This window comes from Enterococcus sp. DIV0170 (genome assembly GCF_051710765.1).
Taxonomy (GTDB): domain Bacteria; phylum Bacillota; class Bacilli; order Lactobacillales; family Enterococcaceae; genus Enterococcus_A; species Enterococcus_A raffinosus.
Genome location: NZ_JBIOLG010000002.1, coordinates 582,610 through 600,870 on the forward strand (window position 1 = coordinate 582,610; position 18,261 = coordinate 600,870).

Sequence of the window (18,261 nt, forward strand, 5' to 3'; positions counted from 1 at the left end):
TATTCACTCCATCTATTTCATCGTAAAGAATTCCGCGATTGGACCAAGTGCCAATACTGGTAGAAAACTTAGCGCTCCGATCACTAAAACAACAATAATTAGCATAGATACAAAAGTTGGACTAACTGTTGACAACGTTCCTGAACTTAATGCAGCTTTCTTCTTGCTTCCCATATTCTCAGCTAGAAGTAAGATAGCGATAATTGGTAAATATCTTGAAATAGCCATCATTAGACTGCCCAAAATATTTATGAACGAGTGATCTGCCAGTAGACCGGCAAAAGCACTTCCATTATTATTGGCTAAGGATGTTGCCCCATACAATAGTTCGCTGAAGGCGTGGGGACCGCGATTAGTTAACCATGCCTCAACCTCTGGATGTAAAACCAAAGCCATTGCGCCAAAAAGAGTTAACATTAGCGGTGTCAGGATGACCAAACTAGCCATCTTTATATCGAAAGCTTCAATTTTTTTACCTAGGTATTCTGGTGTTCGGCCCACTAGGAGACCGGCGATAAAGACTGCCAATAATAGAAAAGCCAACATGCCATAAAGACCACTGCCGACACCGCCAAAAATAATTTCTCCTAATTGCATTAAAAACATCGGGATAGCTCCACCAAGCGGCGTGAAACTATCTAGCATCGCGTTCACAGAGCCATTTGATGCTGCGGTGGTTGAGACTGACCATAGGCTGGACCACCCGACACCGAAACGAACTTCTTTTCCCTCTAAATTAGCAGATCCAACAACGCGTGCTATTTCTGGACCATAGTATTCACTGATAGCAACACCTATAAAGGCAAGTAAAAGAAAGAACAAGGAGACTATCATAATTGTTCGGCCTTGCTTCCAATCCCTGACCCAAAATCCAAAAGCAAAAATCAACGCGGCTGGAATCAATAAAATCGCAATATTCTCGATGAAATTTGAAAGGAGCGTTGGGTTTTCAAAAGGATAAGCCGAATTTGCACCAAAGAAACCACCACCGTTTGTTCCTAATTGTTTTATTGCGACTTGACTAGCGACAGGGCCTAAATACAGCCATAGATTTTTCCCTTCTAATCCTTGATAAGCAATCCCTGATTTGAACGATTGGATCGTTCCTTGTGAAATCAAGACAATTGAAAAAACAAACGCTAGCGGAAGCAAAATATACACCAAGCTGCGTGTCAAATCTTGCCAAAAATTTCCAAGTGCTTTTCGTTTTACTTGCGATATTCCTCGAAACAAAGCGCTTAATACAGATAATCCAACACCCGCAGAAACAAAGTTTTGAACGGTTAAACCGAACATTTGAGAAGCGTTTGATAAAGTTGTTTCTCCCGCGTATGCCTGCCAGTTCGTATTTGTTACAAAACTAACTGCTGTATTTAAAGCCAGAGGAAAGGATAAATTTTTTACTGCTGATCCTCCAGGCAAGAAATGCTGTGTCATTAAAATAAGAATAAGTAACAGAACCGAGAAAATACTCAGTACTATCACATTTAATGCGTAGCGTTTTGCAGACATTTCTTTTTTACTAATAGGACCAATGACTTTATAAAATAAACGTTCTATAGGCTGCAAAAAGCGCACACCTCTAGGCACTCTTCCTTGCATTATTTCTTTGATATACCACCCTAGCGGCAAAGCTAGGGTTAATAGAATAAACAAGAAAAATAGGCCTTGATAGATGATACTACTCATAACTCTTCCCCCTTAAATAAAAACCAGAAAAGATAGATCATTAGTAAGAACCCAATCATTCCTAAAATAATCGTCATTTAAATTCTCTCCTTTTCAAAACGGTCTACCATTGACCGCTATTTACTACTTTTTAAGCATAAAAAAAAAGACCTAAAGATAGTGTGAAACTTTCGTCCATTTCTTTACACTATCTTTATATGGTCTTTTTTTGACTCTTGAAACGTATGAACGTTGAAATTCTGGTAAAACTCTCCTTCAACAATAGTGAATTTCAAAATTGTAAAATCCGGTAATCCGCCGCCTTTTTCATAGTAAATATCGTAACTTTCCTGCCAAAACTCTCTTTTATCCTTTTCTTCACTAAATACTTCCATCTCTCCAATCAAACTAACTCCAGTAAAAGTCTCCCCATCATAAAAGTACAAGCAAGCTTTAGGGTTTTCTAGAAACTGATGGACTTTATTGGAAGAAGTATTGGTATGAAGATACAGATGATTATCTTCAATTTTTATCGGCTTCAGCATCGCCCGGATCATAGGGTAGCCATTTTCTGTAATCGATCCTAGCAAACAAAAAGGCTGCGTCTCAATCAGTTTCGTCCATTCTGCTCTAAACTCCATTTTTTTCTCCTTTTTTTCTCTTGATGTTTGAAAGAGTGTATCAATTCTAATCTTTTGCCGTATAAATGTCACTCTCTTTGGTCTCTCTAAACATCATAAAGCAAGCTCCTGAAATCAACAAAACCAGTCCGCTGATTAAAAGTAGTGGAACAAAAACACTGTCTGTCGTATTTCTGAAGATTAGTCCCATCAGTAATTGGCCCAAAGGAACCGCACATTGTGCAACTGCGATAATTGTCGCCATCACTTTTCCCAAGTTTTCCTTAGGAGTAATTCGCTGCACAATGGTGATCAGATAAATTGAAATCGCGCTTAGCATCATTCCGATAATGATTTCCATGACGAGCACAACCATAAAACCAACCCCAATACTCGTCATACTCAATAAGAGATTCATGAGTATCAATAGAATTCCTGAGAGCGTAAACACCCGATAAAAATTATTGAATTTTATATTTTTCGTTAACTGCCCTGCAAAAATAGCTCCAATAATACTAGCTAAACTAAAGACTCCCATGCCGATTCCATACATGGTGTCATTTACCTGAAGCGTCATTCGTAAAATAACTGGAAGTCCAACAATAAAGAAAGACGTTAAAACAAAATTGATCGCCGCAGCAATAGTGATTGATTTGAAAATCACTTGATTGTTTTTGACTTCCTTGAATCCGTCCTTTAAATCGGCTGTTAAAATCTGCATAATGGTACCGGATGACTGCTCGCGTTTTTCAAATGGAATCTTTAAAAAGCTCTCGATAATCGCGGCTATTATGAAAAAGAGAATACTACTGGCAACCAGCAGTTTAGCTCCCATAACCCCATAGAAAATACCGCCAATAATCGGTGCAACAACATTCGATAATTGTAAAATACCATTCGATAATCCATTGATTTTTTCCAGTTCATCCTCTTCTACCAATAAAGGGATGCTCGCACCCACTACTGGAGTATCAAAACTGCCAACAATCGCTAAAATAAAGATTAAAACACCAATACCTAAAATTGATTCAGTTGTTCCGACCACTAGAAAAAGTAACCCTGCAATAATCGCATTGGCGACATCCATCAAAACCATTAAGAGCTTTCGATCGAATCGATCCGCAATTGCCCCACCAATTGGCGCAAACAAGACTGGAATACTGGAAATGGCTAATACCGTAGCAAAAATATCGGCCCTTCCTGTTACATCTAAAACAAATAATGACAATGCAAAACGTAAGATTGCCCCACCAAATACAGAGATAAACTGCCCCAACATCAAATAGCTAATATTCTTTTTATTTCCCTTCACACTCTTTCCTACTCTCTTTCGTTGATAGATTTATCTTAACGAATTCTTAATTTATCAGCATCCGTCTAAAGTCTCATTCTCTTCTAATCCTTTTTCATAATTTTATGAAATTAGACCATAGTATTTTAATCCCTCGATAACACCATTCGTTGATGTTGCGATATAAGAAGACTGCATCTTCAACTGCTCTGTGCTATGGGACATCGCGACACCAAAATCAACGAGTTGAAACATACTAATATCATTATTTTGATCACCAAAAGCATAGGTTTCAATTTGACTATCTCTCAAGGAAGTCAATAAGCTTTTGATCGCCGTTCCTTTTGAAACATTCTTTGGCAATATATCAATCGCCAAAGGAGCAAAACGGACGAGTTCAGCGATAGCACCCAGCTCTTTACGAATTTTTTCTTCCATTTCGGCATTTAGATAGAGATTCATAAAATTGACAGGATTCCACTGATAAAAGTCGGCAACCACCGGAACTTCTGAAATCCCCATATAAGCAACATGTTCCTTAACTACCTCTGAAAGCTGAGTTATTGCATAGCTCCGCTGATTAAAGTAACCTGCCGACAATCGATATTTTTCTGCAATTGCTAAAATAGCTTCGACTTCTTCAATGGGAAACGTCACATTCTGGATGGTTCTTCCTGCAGATTGTACATAGCAGCCATTCGATAAAATATAATGCTCTACTCGAAGTAAATCTAGTAGCTCCCTTACTTCATAATGACTTCGACCTGTCGCGATAATCGGTAAGACATCATTTTTCTTGAGGTCGTTGAATGCGGTTATTATTTCTTGTCCTACCTGTAAACTTCCATCTGAACATAAGGTGCCATCTAAATCAAAAAATACCATTTTTTTCATACTTCTCTTCCTCCAAAAATAATTATTTAAAGGACGCATCGACTTTTCCACGTACAAAAAAGGGGAAAAGTCAGTGCATCACAAATACACTGAACCTTTCCCCTCAGATCTTTTTTATCAATAGGTGCCTTCTGCATATGGCAAAAGATGAAGCCCTCGGTCACAGTCCTCTTTAAGCGGAACCCTAGCTCCAGTTTTCCAGTTCAACAAACATAATACCATGATTTTTTTACTATCAGCAACGAAAAAAAGACCTAGACAGCAAATTTGCTGCCTAGATCAATAGGTTTACTTATTTCTTCTTCTGAAATAAATAGTGCCCGCTATGATGATCACGGCAATTCCTGCAATAAGTAACCACGGATTGCGTGTGTCATTCGTTTTCGGATAACTTCCTGTTGTTGTTTCCGAATCTTTGTTAGAAGGTTTTGATTTGTTCATAGATGTTGGAATATTCGTTTTCTTCGCAACTTCTTCATTCACAAATTTACCTAAATCAAGCGTTTCTGGTCTACCTTGCCTAGAAGAAGTAATCGTGAATTTCCGTTTTTCACTACTAATCTCATAACCATCTGGTGCTTTTTTCTCAGCAAAATAGTAATCGCCTGGTGAAAGCTTATTCACTGCAACCTGCCCTTTTTGATCAGATGTGTAGTCTCCGATATGTTCTCCATCAGAATGATAGAGTCCAAATACTGCACCGTTTAGTTCCTTGTTTAAAGGAGAGACTTTTTGTAATTTCACCGAACCTTGATAATTGATAAAATCAGCTAAGGTGATCGTCTCAGGTTTTCCAGAAGCTTTATCGGAAACAGTAAAGGCAACTTTTTGCTTATTTAATAAATAATTTGTTGGTGCTTTCGTTTCAACAAGTTGATACTTACCGGGGTTCAGTCCATTAGCATAGATTTTCCCATCTTTGTCTGAAATGAGCTTTTTGGTTTCTTTTCCGGCTGAATTTAGGATTGTTTGTACCTTACCTTCAGTGTCTTGAATTTCGAATTCTGCACCACTTAATATTTTTCCATCTTCGTTTTTCTTTGTCCCTGAAACAGCTCCTTTATAGTTTACAAAATCGCCTAAATTTACTTTATCTGGTTTGCCTAATTGTCCTGTAATTTCGAATGGATGAGGTTTGGTGTCTAAGATATAGCCTTCAGGTGCCTTCGTTTCGACAAGCACATATTGACCTTCATCCAAACCTTGGAAATATATTTCGCCTTTTTCATTTGTTATGATAGTGTTGTTTTCGTAATTTTTTCCATCACGATCTTTAACTACCACAGGAGCGCCCGTCGGCTTGTCACCATCAGCTTTATAGACCTGATATTCTGCCCCCTGTAAGGCTTTCTTCTGCTCATTCACTTTTCGACCGATGACACCCGATTCATAATTCTCAAAATCTAGATTGTCTATCGTAGGATCTTGATCGTTATTCTCCTGAACGACAAAATAAATCGGCTGTTTATTTAGAATATAGCCAGGAGCCGGTTTCGTTTCCTTTAACATATACTCTCCTGCACCTAAACCTGAAATATCCAAAATACCATTTTCAGGAGCCACAGTTGTTCTTACATATTTTTGCTCGCCATTTACAATATGATATAGTTCAAATTCCGCTCCAGCGATAGAATCGCCTTCACCGACTTTCGTAATCTGAGCCTTTCCACGGAAATTCTGGAAATCTCCCAACTTCTCCAATTCAGGAGCACCTTCAGCTCGATCTAAAATTTCAACCTTAATCAAAGCTGGGTTAATTACATAGTTTGTCCCATCAGCGACAGTCGGTGCTTTCGTCTCTTGATAATAATACGTACCTGGTGCCAAGTTATTAAATGTGACCTTCCCATCTTTATCACTTTTTACTTTTTGTTCAATGGTCACTTTATCCTCTTGATAAAGAGTAAATTCTGCTCCAGCTAAACCATCACCATCAGTATTGCGTTTGACGATTTGGAAGGCACCTTTATAATTGATGAAATCAGGTAGTTTAACAACTGATACTTTTCCTTTATGTGAAGCATCGATAGTAAATGAGAGTTTCATTTCATTCAATAAATAACCATCTGGCGCTTTCGTTTCCACGAAAGTATAGTTACCCGGTGCTAAATTATCAACATGTACTTTCCCGTCTTTATCAGATGTAATCGGTTCTTGATTGACCTTTTTCCCTTCAGTGTCTAACAAGTCAAATTCCGCACCTTCTAATATTTTGCCGGATTTGTCCTTCTTCAAAAATTCTACTGAACCTTTATGATTTACCAACTCCAGTGGTGAACCATCCACCTGAGTCGTGACCGTTTTAGGTTTATCGTGAGACGTCTCATCGATGGTGAAGGGAATTTCTGTACTGTTAATGATATAGTCATCTGGTGCTTTCGTTTCTACAAATTTATAATCGCCAGGAGCCAATCCCGTAATCGTTACTTTTCCATCATTTTGTGAAACTAAAGGTTCAGAATTCACTTTTTTTCCAGTACTGTCTATCACATCGAACATCGCTCCAGCTAAAGGATTTCCTGTGCTGTCCGTTTTCAAAAGCTCTGCAGATCCTTTGTAATTCTTATAATTTAAATGGATCGTTGGTATTTGATGATCGCTATTTCGATATACAACAAAATTAATTGGAGTGTTGTTCAGTACATAACCCGTTGGCGCCTCAATCTCAGTAATCCGATACAATCCTAAGGGTAAACTATCGATCTCTAAAATTCCATCACTGTTTAACCGATCAGGCTCTAACGCTACAGGTTCCCAAAGAGCATGATTAGGCATTAAATTACTAAAGTGTTCTAGCTTAAAGCGTGCTCCTGTTTGGATATCGTCATCAAACTTAATTGGATTTCCTTGTTCATCCGTCTTTTGTAAAATAACCTTATTTCGTTCATTTGGAATGGTTAATGGTGCCGCGTTTTCCGTTGAAGTCTTATCATCAATAGTGATTCGTCGTCCATCTACCAAATCATCTGAAATCGTGAAGCCTTTAGGGGCAGCCGTTTCAAACAAGAGATATTCACCATAAGGTAGATTTCCAAAGGTAATTTGTCCATTATCATCTACTTTTCCTTCACGCAGCAGTTGGGTCTTTGTCGTGTTCCAAAGTTCAAACTTAGCACCAGCCAAAGGCGTCTTCCCATCTGCTTCTGTTTTTTGGATAACTAATTTCCCTTTTTTACCAGTCGCAGAACCACCACTATGATTGATTTCTACTGTCACGTCTTGCCCATCACCACCTGAAACAGTTTGCTCATTATCTCCCGATACAGTTATTTTATTGGAAACTGTATCTTTGCTGCCACTTGCAGAGGAATTAATGTAACTGCGATATTCTAACTGATAGGCCGTTTCAATTTTATTAGTAAGTTTGATTGTTAATGTTTGCTTTCCAGTCTCGTTATCCGTTACTACTTCTACGGTGTAGTCTGTTTTTGGCTTTAAAGGCTTGTCGTAATTAGGGGTAATGGTTCCATCTTCTGCGACAGTAGTCTCGTATAATTTTATCGAGTCCTGATCAATCACTTGATTATCTGAAGGCTCATCCTTGATCACGACATGATCCAACGTTGACTGTGAAGGATTTATGACCGCTTGCCAATTCACATAATCCGGATCTTCACTATCCTGTGCGCCCGTTTTTTGAACATATTTCCCACCGTTTTTTATCCCAACCTCGCCGATAACATCTCGTTCATCATCATTGTTTACATAATTTGCGACGTTCGTATATTGATTTGAACCTTCAATAATTTTTCCTTCAACTGACGTCTCAAATTCAATTAAATAAGTTTTATCTACATTATTTGGAAAATCAATCTGTAGTGTTTGGTTGTTTGAGCTGTTAGGTTCATCAATGCTTTTCATCTCATCATTTACTATTTTTTCCGGCTGCTTCTTCACTACTGTACCATCTTTATTCACTTCAGCCTCATAGATTTTTAGTGAACCATCAATGTAGTCTTGATTTTCTTTTATTTCATCTTTTAACTGTGCATCAATCAAGATATTTCGGCTATGATTAACTGCAATTGTCCAAGTAATATGTTTTGATTGTGCGTTATATGTCCCGCTTTTTTGAGCATTTAATTGAAAGGGATCTTCTGGCTTAAAATCTTTGTCATCATCTGACTGCTGCTTATTGCCATGTTCATCTTCCCAATCGGCTCGCATATTATTTTTGAATCGGTCCATAGATGGGTTCGTGGGATCTAGCAGACTGACATCGAAATTAGTGTGGTAGGTAATCTCTAGTTCAGATTCTGTTGGGTTATAGTCTCCTTTAAAAATAACCTTGAATCCAACTTCATTTTTTCCAGAACTATCTGTCAACAATTCAAGATCATAGTCCTTTCCAGGAACTAAAACTTTGTTTGTAGTAACATCGCGAATTTCAAAATCGGGTGTCAAATCTTCTTTGATTGCCATCGACAAACCGGGAACAGGGTCATAGGTGTCTGTTAGTACTAGATTTTCCATATGGTAATGGTTTTTATTGACCGCAATTTTCCAACCGACTTTCTTGTCCGCATAGTTTACATCTTTAATGTCTTTAATAACATTTTGTTGTTGAGCGGTTCCTTTGTCTCCATCAGTTTGTCCAGTTCCAGTAGAAACATTGTTACTTACCTGCGTTGGGTCAGTGACAAGTCCATTAACTTTTGTTTTGTATTCGACCCGTATTGCGCCATCCACATCGTCAAGAAATTTTATGACAAAACCTTCGCCATCAGGATTGGGTTCTAACGTATAATCTTTCCCTTCGATCAATGGGTCCCCTTTAACTTCTTTTCCTTTTTCATCAAAAGTAATCGGATAAAGCTTTACAGAGTCATCGACAAGATCCATGTTTTTGCTTATCGTATCGGTAATTATCGCGGAATCCTTTGAAATTTTCTTTTCATTATAGTTATATTTAATTGCCCAATCGAATTCCTGTTTATTCGGATCATAGCCGACCATATTCTTTTCAATAGGTTTTCCAAAATTATTTGTTACGGTTGCCTTTGCATCAATTCCATCATCATTGTTCTTATCTGTTAATTGAGCATTATTAGCGAAACTAACTTTTCCACCATTTTCTGGTTTTGCAGAATCACTGATGTCTGTTTGATAGACTAAGCGGTACGCCTTATTTGTTTCACCTAAGATCGTGACATTTCCGTTTTGGTCTACTTTATACTCATTCGGACTTAGTTCTCGTCCAACTTCTTTAACAGTCCCATCAAGATTCATTTCCAATTCCATTACTTTCACCGATTTGTACTCAATTCCTGTCGGCCAATTTTCAGTAATGCTTGGTTCATCTAAATGGTTCATTCCCTGGTTAAAATCAACAGTCCAAACAACAGTGCTTGGATTTGGCGTACGGTCAAAATGCCCTTTTTTATCAATAGATTGGTCGGTATCGGGACGAATCTCAATATTGACAGGGGGGAGATCATCCTCTACTGGATAATGAATTGTAATGTCTCCTGGACCATCAATGTGCTCTTTTTTAAATTCTGTATCAAAAAAGAAGCTTCCATTAATGTCACTTTGATTTTTGACTTCATCGGTAAATTCAAAGCGAATGTTTCCATCAACATCAATTGTATATTTAGCATACACTTCACCATCACTATTTTTTAATTCTCCAGACTGCGCCTGTTTTGGTTTCAATTCATCAGGTAGCTTGAAATCAAAATAATCCCCTGGCTCAATTTGCTGGCGGACGTCTTCTGGAATACTCCAAGAATAGAAAATGCGTACTGTCGTATTAGCAGTTACTGGCGGCTCAACCACATCTCCATTTTCGTCTAAATAAACAAGCTTGGATTCAGTTAAGATCGTTCCATTTCCATTTGGAAAATAGTCGCGGATATCCGTTGGTCCATCTGCTTTTATTGTTTTTTCTTTTGTATCAGCAGTTGATGTTTCTGTACTTTGAAGAGTCTCTTGCGCTTCTGAGCGCTCACTTTCTTGTTTTGAAGAATCAATTTCTGTCGTACTTTCTTCACTGATTGCCTCTGAATTTTCGGTAGTTTCTTCTGAAGATTCCTCGGTTTGTGACATACTTGTTTGTTCAAATATGTAAGTCAGCTTCTGATCTTGAACACTGATATCTACAGAAGACAGGTCGTTGGTATCTTTTAGGGTTAAATGTATAACACCACTTCCAGTCGATTGAGTAGGAACAATAATTGACTGTTTATTCTCTACTGTTAGTGGTATGAGCTGATCCTCTTGCTCTAGGACAGCCTGTTGAATTACAGGTTGTGATACTTGTACTTTTTCATTTTCTTGTCCACTTCTTGTCATAACCTGCAAATCTAATTGGTCATCCGTTTTTCCTTTACTTATTTTTTCAAGTTTCAAAAACGGTTGATCATTTGACTCTGCAAAAGCAGTGAGTGAAGTTAATGTGTTAACTAATATTAAGACCGTCATAAAAATATGAATGAACTTATTGCAGCTTTTTTTTCTTCGCATTTTTTTACACCTCGCGCTTATTTTTTTCAGCTAGTTTCAGTTATATCAAATTATTCTTTTCATTAATTTCAAAAAGCGCTCCTGTATGGAGCGCTTTTTGAAAGGCATAAAACTAGATTTTCCTTTTATTTTCTGAAATCTCTTCTAGTGCTTGATTGATCCTGGTTATATCTGTCATAGATAATTTTTTGCTCACTACAACTATTTGTGCATCAGGATATGCTGCTTTCATATCCTTTTGATTTCCGGTCGTCAATAAAACGTCCGCATGCTTGCTTGATGTTTCAAAGATATCCGTAATCTTTACATTATATAAATAGCTGAAGTATCCACGAAGTTGTTTTATGAAATTTTTAGTCATCAGGCTAGGCATATCGCTCTCAACTAACATCGTTAATGGAACCTCAAATTGACAAGGATCAGAAAAAAATAAGCTATTTTTTAAATAAGGGATTAGTAAAAAATCTTCCTCCAAAAATATTGGATTTTTAGATTCTTTATATAGAGACTCCACGAAGATACGTGTCTTTTTCACCAATTGCGGATACCGTTCAGAAAAAATCGCTTTATACGTATTTCCTGTCATATCTGTATTAAAGCCTTTAAAGTACATAGCAAAAAAGTGACTACTTAAAATATAATTTCGAAAACATAAATATTCTTCCTTTTTAATAGGAAAGAACTCGTCTTGAAATCGTTTCAACATTAATTCTGTTGCGCTATAAATCAAAGTGTTCTGATTTTTTTGTTGCTGATACAACTCGTGAATGATAGGATCCTTAAAAATATCAATAGTTTTAGACATAGACACCCATACTAGAAAAAAGAAAGGAATCTCCGATTGTTTCGTGTTTATTGCCCCGTGCTTCTTGCAAATGATCTCCTTAAATCTAGGATATAGCTGATTTGTCGTTATTTGAGTCTCTAAAGCTTCAGACATTTTAAGTATATTGCCCTTTCTTGTCCGAATGACGGCCTCCGCAAAAATATATGATAGTTGTTTTTTGTAAGTGTAGGGAATTTTAGGATACACAGTAAATTTACTATTCAAAATGTCATCTACATAAGAATCGATTAATTGCTCGTTCACATAGTCAAAAGGCCAGCTGCTTCCTCGAAAAATGCTCCAGAAAAAAATAACCATACACATGCGGATTTGATATTCTTCTCCCTGTAATTGGAAATTTTCTCTTCCAATCTCGATATGATAACGCTCCAGCAATTTTTGTACCTTACTCATATCTCTTCGAACAGTTGATTCACTGATAAAGTGTTCTAATGCGTAGTCACGTACACTAGTGAATTCATCCATAATTAAAGCTTTCAAAAGGACTACAGTGGAACAGTCTTTGACAATTTCTGTCACTAGATTATACACATCTGCATCGAGCCCAACGATTAATCGAACCCCTTTTCCTTTTGATTGTTGGAAGGAAAATTTTTCTGAATGAAGACTCTCAATTTTCTCTGAAAGACTGTTTATTATGTTTAATGTCATTCGTTTACTCAGTCCTAATTTTTCACTTAGCCACTCACGAGTGACCCAACGTCCACCTTTTTCATTCAGTAATAAAACCATCCGACGCTGATTGAATGTTATGCGATCAAACAGTTCTTCAAAGTAATCTTTTTCTGCTGTAACCATTTCCCCATCTCTTTTCTAGTGAATCAAAAGCTTCTCTCTTTTCATTAACTACTAAATCATAGTAAAAAAATGAGAAAAAGGATAATTTAACGCTCGAGAAACATTCTAGGTATTAAAAACGGTCACGGAGCAATCCGTGACCCATGATTAATTTATTGACATCCAAACTGGTTCAAATTGATTCCCATCTAAATCCATTACTTCTAAGCTAAACATTTGTTCTTCAGGAATCCCCATATCGACACTGAAATAGTCTCCACCATTCGCTTTTGCAGCTTCCGCAATTTTTTTAACCGCCGCTGGACTTTCTACAGAAAAAGCTGTTAAGGTGCCACTTTGACTTTTTGTATCTGCAATTTTTTTATTTTTAAGGAATAAATTATAAAAATCATATTCTAACAGCATGATCCAAAAATGATCATCCCATACCATTGAACTAGAACGCTCATTAGAAAACTCTTCATTCTTCTTAAAACCAAGTTTTTCATAAAATTCCGTCGAAGCCTGCACATCTTTTACTGGGTAATTTACAAATACCATCGTTGCCATGTCGTCCACTCCTCTAAATTTTTACTTATTATGCAAAAAAAAAGAGACGAAAGCAAAGAAAGCGCTTGTAACAAAGTGAACGAATTCCTTTTTAATTAACTATTTTTCTGATTCCCTTAGAAAAACCTCTTATCTCATTAGCTACATCGTTGTATTTAAGAAAATAAATTTTCCCATTATAAGAAAAGCAATCTGAATAATATTGATACATTTCGTCTCTGCAATTGTTTTTCATCAACGTAAGTATAGAAATTCTCTCTAGCGAATTTTAAAGACTATGACAGAAACAACTGTGCCAATTTATCCGTATTTCGGTTTTGAGTTAGTTGAGGTTCACCATAGTTCTAGGGTTCCTTATGATGAATACTGTCTTATTAAGCGACCCAATTAGCCAAAAGTGAAAGCAGAAGCCGCCTAAACAAAGGCGGCTTCTGCTTTTGTCACTCATTTTTGGTTAAAGTTCATTAATAGTGGGCATTGTGTTTCTAACCTTTCGTCTATCTTCATCATTTCTTTCGTCTTTTTGCGGTACTGCATTGGAGACAGATGATACTTTTCTTTGAAGCGTTTACTAAAGTATGCAGAATTATTAAAGCCGCACTCAAAGGCAATTTCCGTAATCAAGCGATTGGTCTGATATAAAGAAATCGCTGCCGAAGTCAATCGTAGATCATTTAAATAATGACTAAATGATAACTCAGCAGTTTGAAATATTTTTTGCAAAGTACGAATGGAGGTTTGACAATAGTGAGCAGTTTGCTCAATGGTCAATTGAGAATCCTTTAAATTCAGACGCATGAAATCTGTCGCTCGTACCAATAACCTGTTATAGTTTTGACTATCCAAAAATGGTGCAGATCCAGATAGCCACTCACAAAAAAGTTGCAGGAAATGTTTGAGTAACAATCGACTCTCCTCTTCGGAACAAAAGTAAAACTGTTCTGTCATTTGAAAAATCATCTCTAACAAATTACGCCCCATTCCTCTTTCTGCATTAATTATTCTACTGTTCTTAGGGCTCTCCAAAAGTTTTTCTGTTTGACAATCCTTTGGAATGAATAAGTTAATCCCTTCTGTTCTTCTTTCACGCTGATAGTTGCTAGTCGCTCGTAAATCAAAAATCCCAATCGTGTAGTCTTTTAAAATACTTGTGTGATGTCCATCAAAATGTCGTTCAAAACCATTTTTAACAAAACGAAAACCTAAATATTCTTTTCGGTCTTTGGTACTTCGGGTAAAAACTCCCTGCGAACAATCAACAATACTGTAGGTAATAATGAAAGGATCCAATTGGTAGATTTTTGAAGCAGACAATGTTTCTCTGGGGCTGTTAATCGTGTATTGATAGTTTAACTGAGACAAACCATTTGAATAATCCTGCGATTTAGAAAACTGAGAACAATGGATTTTTCCTTTTACCATCCGTTTTTCCGCTCCCCTCGCGCAATAGTTATACTCTACGTGCGTTAAAATCATAGCTTGCTATACCAGAGGTTCTATACTTAAATTATACTATTTGATCAAATTTTCACAACACTATTTAACAAAGGAGGAAGTATTGTATGACAGCAAAATTTGAGCAGTTGTTTTCCCCTTTACAAATTGGTTCCGTTGAAATTCCCAATCGTATTGCCATGATGCCAATGGGTGTCTTTTCCGCCCGCTTGCTAAGCACTGAGACTGTTGCCTATACAAAAGAAGGCGCCGATTATTATATTGAGAGAGCAAAAGGCGGCACGGGCTTAATTATCACTGGCTTGATGCCCGTTGTAGCCAACATGGGCTTTTGTATCCTGAATAATCCTAAAGGCTATGTCAAAGAAATGAAGTATTTGATGGATGGGGTTCATGAAGCTGGCAGCAAAGTTTTTGTTCAATTAACTGCTTTGACTGGTCGAGCGAATCACGGACTAGTCGGCATCTGCCCTGCCCCTGCTCCGATTCAAAATGTTTGGGACCCGACCAAAACAGATCGCGGAATGTCGAGAGAGGAAATCAAAGAATACATCCAAAACTTTGCCAAAGGAGCGAAGCTTGTTCAAGAAGCTGGCGGTGACGGTGTGGAAATTCATGCCGTGCATGAAGGCTATCTACTGGATCAATTCGCTATCTCCTTCTTTAATCGTCGAACGGATGAATACGGCGGTTCATTAGAAAATCGTCTGCGAATCATTAAGGAAATTGTGGAAGCGATCAAAGATGCCTGTGGCCAAGACTTCCCAGTATCTATGCGCTATAGTGTTAAAAGCTATGTGAAAGATTTTAATCGTGGCGCCATTCCAGGAGAAACGTTTGAAGAAAAAGGACGCGATTACGAAGAATCCTTTATCGTTGCCAAAAAACTGGAGGAATTCGGCTATGATATGCTGAATTGCGATAATGGAAGCTATGACTCATGGTTCTGGGCGCACCCGCCAATGTATATGCCAAAAGCCTGCAATCTGGAAGACGTCATGAAAGTGAAAGAAGTTGTTTCTATCCCTATCGCTTGTGCCGGAAGATTCGATGATCCATCCCTAGCCAATCAAGTGATTGCGGAAGGAAAACTAGATATTATGGGAATGGGGCGTCCACTGTTAGCAGATCCCTATGCACCACAGAAGTTTTCTGAAGGTCGTCTAGATGATGTTCGTCCTTGTATTTATTGTCATCAAGGCTGTTTAGGTCGTATTTTCCAATTCAAGGACATTTCTTGTGCAGTGAATCCTGCCTGCGGTCGCGAAAAGAGCTATGCGTTGACTCCTACTGATACGAAGAAAAAAGTGATGGTGGTCGGCGGCGGTATCGGTGGTATGGAGGCTGCTCGGGTGGCAGCGATTCGTGGACATGAGGTTGATTTGTTTGAGAAGACAGATCAGCTGGGAGGTGTATTTGTAGCTGCGTCTACTCCCGACTTTAAAGAGGATGATCGTCAACTTTTGGCTTGGTACAAAAAACAAATGAAAGACTTAGACGTGACGATTCATATGAATAGCGAAGTTACTGAAGTACAAACGAAAGGTTATGATGAAATATTTGTTGCTACAGGAGCAAATGAACGTCGTTTAGACACTCCTGGCTTTGACAATGAGCGTGTAACTTATGCAATTGATGCGTTACGCTATAAAGAAATTGAAGGCGAAAACGTGGTCGTTGTCGGCGGCGGACTAACAGGCTGCGAAATCGCTTATGATCTAGCGAAGAAAGGGAAAAAAGTAACGATTGTTGAAGCAAGTGAGACGATTTTAAATGCCTTTGGTTTGTCAGCAGCAAATTACAACATGATGATGGAGCTTTTAGATTATTATCAAGTGAGGGTCTTGAAGAATTCGGTGGTTGATAAATTTGCGGCTGGGACTGCTTTTGTAACGGAGACAGTTAAAAATTATCCAAACGTTGCCAATCGTGCACAACATATGTTTGCTCTAGGTGTGCAAGGAATGCCAAAACTACATGAAATCCCAGCAGATGATATTATCGTTTCTGTTGGTTACATTCCAGATGACGCGTTGTATCATGCGATTGAAGCAGATCATGTGCACTTAATTGGAGATGCAAAAAAACCAACAAATGTCATGGATGCCATTTGGGCGGCTTATGAAGCAGCAATGAACGTTTAAATAGCAAGGGAAGTCACATTCGCTGACTTCCCTTGTTCATGTTATTCTGAAGCTAAGTCTTTCCCATTAGATGCGATCACTTTTTTATACCAATAGAAGCTGTCTTTACGGCTGCGATCAAAGGTCCCTTTTCCTTCATCATCCTTATCGACATAAATAAAGCCGTAGCGTTTCGACATTTCTCCTGTACCGCCAGAAACCAAATCAATACAGCCCCAAGGTGTATAGCCAATTAGATCTACCCCATCATCAATTGCCTTTGCCATTTCCTCAATATGGCGACGGACGTAATCAATTCGATATTCATCATGGATTGAGCCATCTGCTTCTACTATATCAACGGCTCCTAACCCATTTTCCACGATCATTAATGGAATTTCATATCGATCATATAGTTCGTTCAGCGTGAAGCGAAGACCGACCGGATCGATTTGCCAACCCCATTCGCTCGTTTCTAAATAGTCATTTTTCACTCCACCAAATAGGTTTCCGCCAACACGATCACCGCTCTCGTCAATATTTGCGGTGACACAGCTGGTCATATAATAAGAGAAGGTATAGTAATCCACCGTTCCTTCCTTTAAAATTTCTTCATCGCCCTCTTCAAATGCTAGCTGAATATTATGCTTCCCAAAATAATTGTTCATATAATACGGATACTTTCCTTTGACTTGGACATCGCCGCAAAACCAATTCAATTTCTTCACCAGTTCTTGATTTGCTAACGCATCCTCCGGTTTACAGGTCAGCGGATACATAGTCATATAGGCTAGCATACAACCAATTTTGAAATCGGGATTGATCTCATGACCGATTTTTACTGCTTTGGCACTAGCGACGAACATGTGGTGTAAAGCTTGGTAGCGTTGTTCCTCGTTGTCTTCTTCAGCTAAAATACCCAAAAGATTTCTTCCGCCCAACGGCAGTGTACCAAAATTGATTTCATTAAATGTTAACCAATAGGTTACCTTTTCTTTATAGCGATTAAATATTGTCTTGGCATAATTCACGAAAAAATCAATGGTTTTACGATTAGCAAATCCGCCATAATTCTCAGCAAGTGCATACGGTAATTCAAAATGACTGATGGTTACTAACGGCTCGATGCCATATTTTTTACATTCATCAAATACTTTGTCATAAAAAGCCAAACCAGCTTCATTCGGTTCGGCCTCATCACCTTTAGGAAAAATACGTGACCATGCAATGCTCAATCGAAAAACTTTAAATCCCATCTCCGCAAACAGTGCGATATCTTCTTTGTAGCGATGATAAAAATCAATCCCATCATGATTTGGATAATAGCCATCTGGTTCGATTGTTGGTGTCAGTAGTCTATGTTTGTGAAGTCCCCCTGCGCGCATATGATCCGGGATACTTTCCCCCTTACCATCTATATTCCAAGCCCCTTCACATTGGTTAGCTGCTGTGGCGCCGCCCCACAAAAAATCTTTAGGAAATGTCATTCACTTCATCCTCGCTTCTGATTATTTTTTGAATAGTTCCATTAAAACAACAAAAACCCATCAA

10 protein-coding genes are annotated in these 18,261 nt (G+C 38.0%); 1 reads left to right on the forward strand and 9 read right to left on the reverse strand.

All coding sequences use genetic code 11. From position 1 onward, the window contains the following. Positions 1–12: 12 nt before the first annotated feature. The 8 genes from kdpA to IGI50_RS18470 all read right to left on the reverse strand — a co-directional run bounded on the left by kdpA (position 13) and on the right by IGI50_RS18470 (position 14,554). Positions 13–1,689, reverse strand: coding sequence for a potassium-transporting ATPase subunit KdpA (gene kdpA / locus IGI50_RS18435; RefSeq protein WP_438778044.1), 1,677 nt, complete (start codon positions 1,687–1,689; stop codon positions 13–15). A gap of 182 nt (positions 1,690–1,871) precedes the next feature. Beyond that, positions 1,872–2,309: a pyridoxamine 5'-phosphate oxidase family protein gene (locus IGI50_RS18440; RefSeq protein ID WP_438778045.1), complete on the reverse strand. Its 438-nt coding sequence runs from the start codon at positions 2,307–2,309 to the stop codon at positions 1,872–1,874. 46 nt (positions 2,310–2,355) lie between these two features. Next, positions 2,356–3,600, reverse strand: a complete 1,245-nt coding sequence (locus tag IGI50_RS18445) for an MFS transporter (protein ID WP_070509455.1) — start codon at positions 3,598–3,600, stop codon at positions 2,356–2,358. Positions 3,601–3,702: 102 nt separating this feature from the next. Then, the gene (locus IGI50_RS18450) at positions 3,703–4,473 is read right to left on the reverse strand and encodes a Cof-type HAD-IIB family hydrolase (protein ID WP_438778046.1); all 771 of its coding nucleotides are present in this window, start codon (positions 4,471–4,473) and stop codon (positions 3,703–3,705) included. A 288-nt stretch (positions 4,474–4,761) separates the two neighbouring features. After that, on the reverse strand, positions 4,762–10,938 hold the full coding sequence (locus IGI50_RS18455) for a SpaA isopeptide-forming pilin-related protein (RefSeq protein ID WP_438778047.1): 6,177 nt from the start codon (positions 10,936–10,938) through the stop codon (positions 4,762–4,764). A gap of 112 nt (positions 10,939–11,050) precedes the next feature. Next, positions 11,051–12,583 carry a helix-turn-helix domain-containing protein gene (locus IGI50_RS18460; protein ID WP_438778048.1) on the reverse strand — a complete coding sequence of 511 codons (1,533 nt, stop codon included), beginning with the start codon at positions 12,581–12,583 and terminating at the stop codon, positions 11,051–11,053. Between the two features lie 147 nt (positions 12,584–12,730). After that, positions 12,731–13,132 (reverse strand): VOC family protein, encoded by a 402-nt coding sequence (locus IGI50_RS18465; protein ID WP_070509459.1) that lies wholly within the window; start codon positions 13,130–13,132, stop codon positions 12,731–12,733. 444 nt (positions 13,133–13,576) lie between these two features. After that, complete coding sequence (locus tag IGI50_RS18470) at positions 13,577–14,554, reverse strand: helix-turn-helix transcriptional regulator (protein WP_438778049.1); 978 nt, start codon at positions 14,552–14,554, stop codon at positions 13,577–13,579. 140 nt (positions 14,555–14,694) lie between these two features. Between IGI50_RS18470 and IGI50_RS18475 the strand changes: the two genes are divergently transcribed. Further along, complete coding sequence (locus IGI50_RS18475; RefSeq protein ID WP_438778050.1) at positions 14,695–16,731, forward strand: FAD-dependent oxidoreductase; 2,037 nt, start codon at positions 14,695–14,697, stop codon at positions 16,729–16,731. Positions 16,732–16,772: 41 nt separating this feature from the next. Here the strand turns inward: IGI50_RS18475 and IGI50_RS18480 are convergent, their stop codons facing one another. Then, positions 16,773–18,197: a glycoside hydrolase family 1 protein gene (locus IGI50_RS18480; protein ID WP_438778051.1), complete on the reverse strand. Its 1,425-nt coding sequence runs from the start codon at positions 18,195–18,197 to the stop codon at positions 16,773–16,775. Between the last annotated feature and the right edge of the window lie 64 nt (positions 18,198–18,261).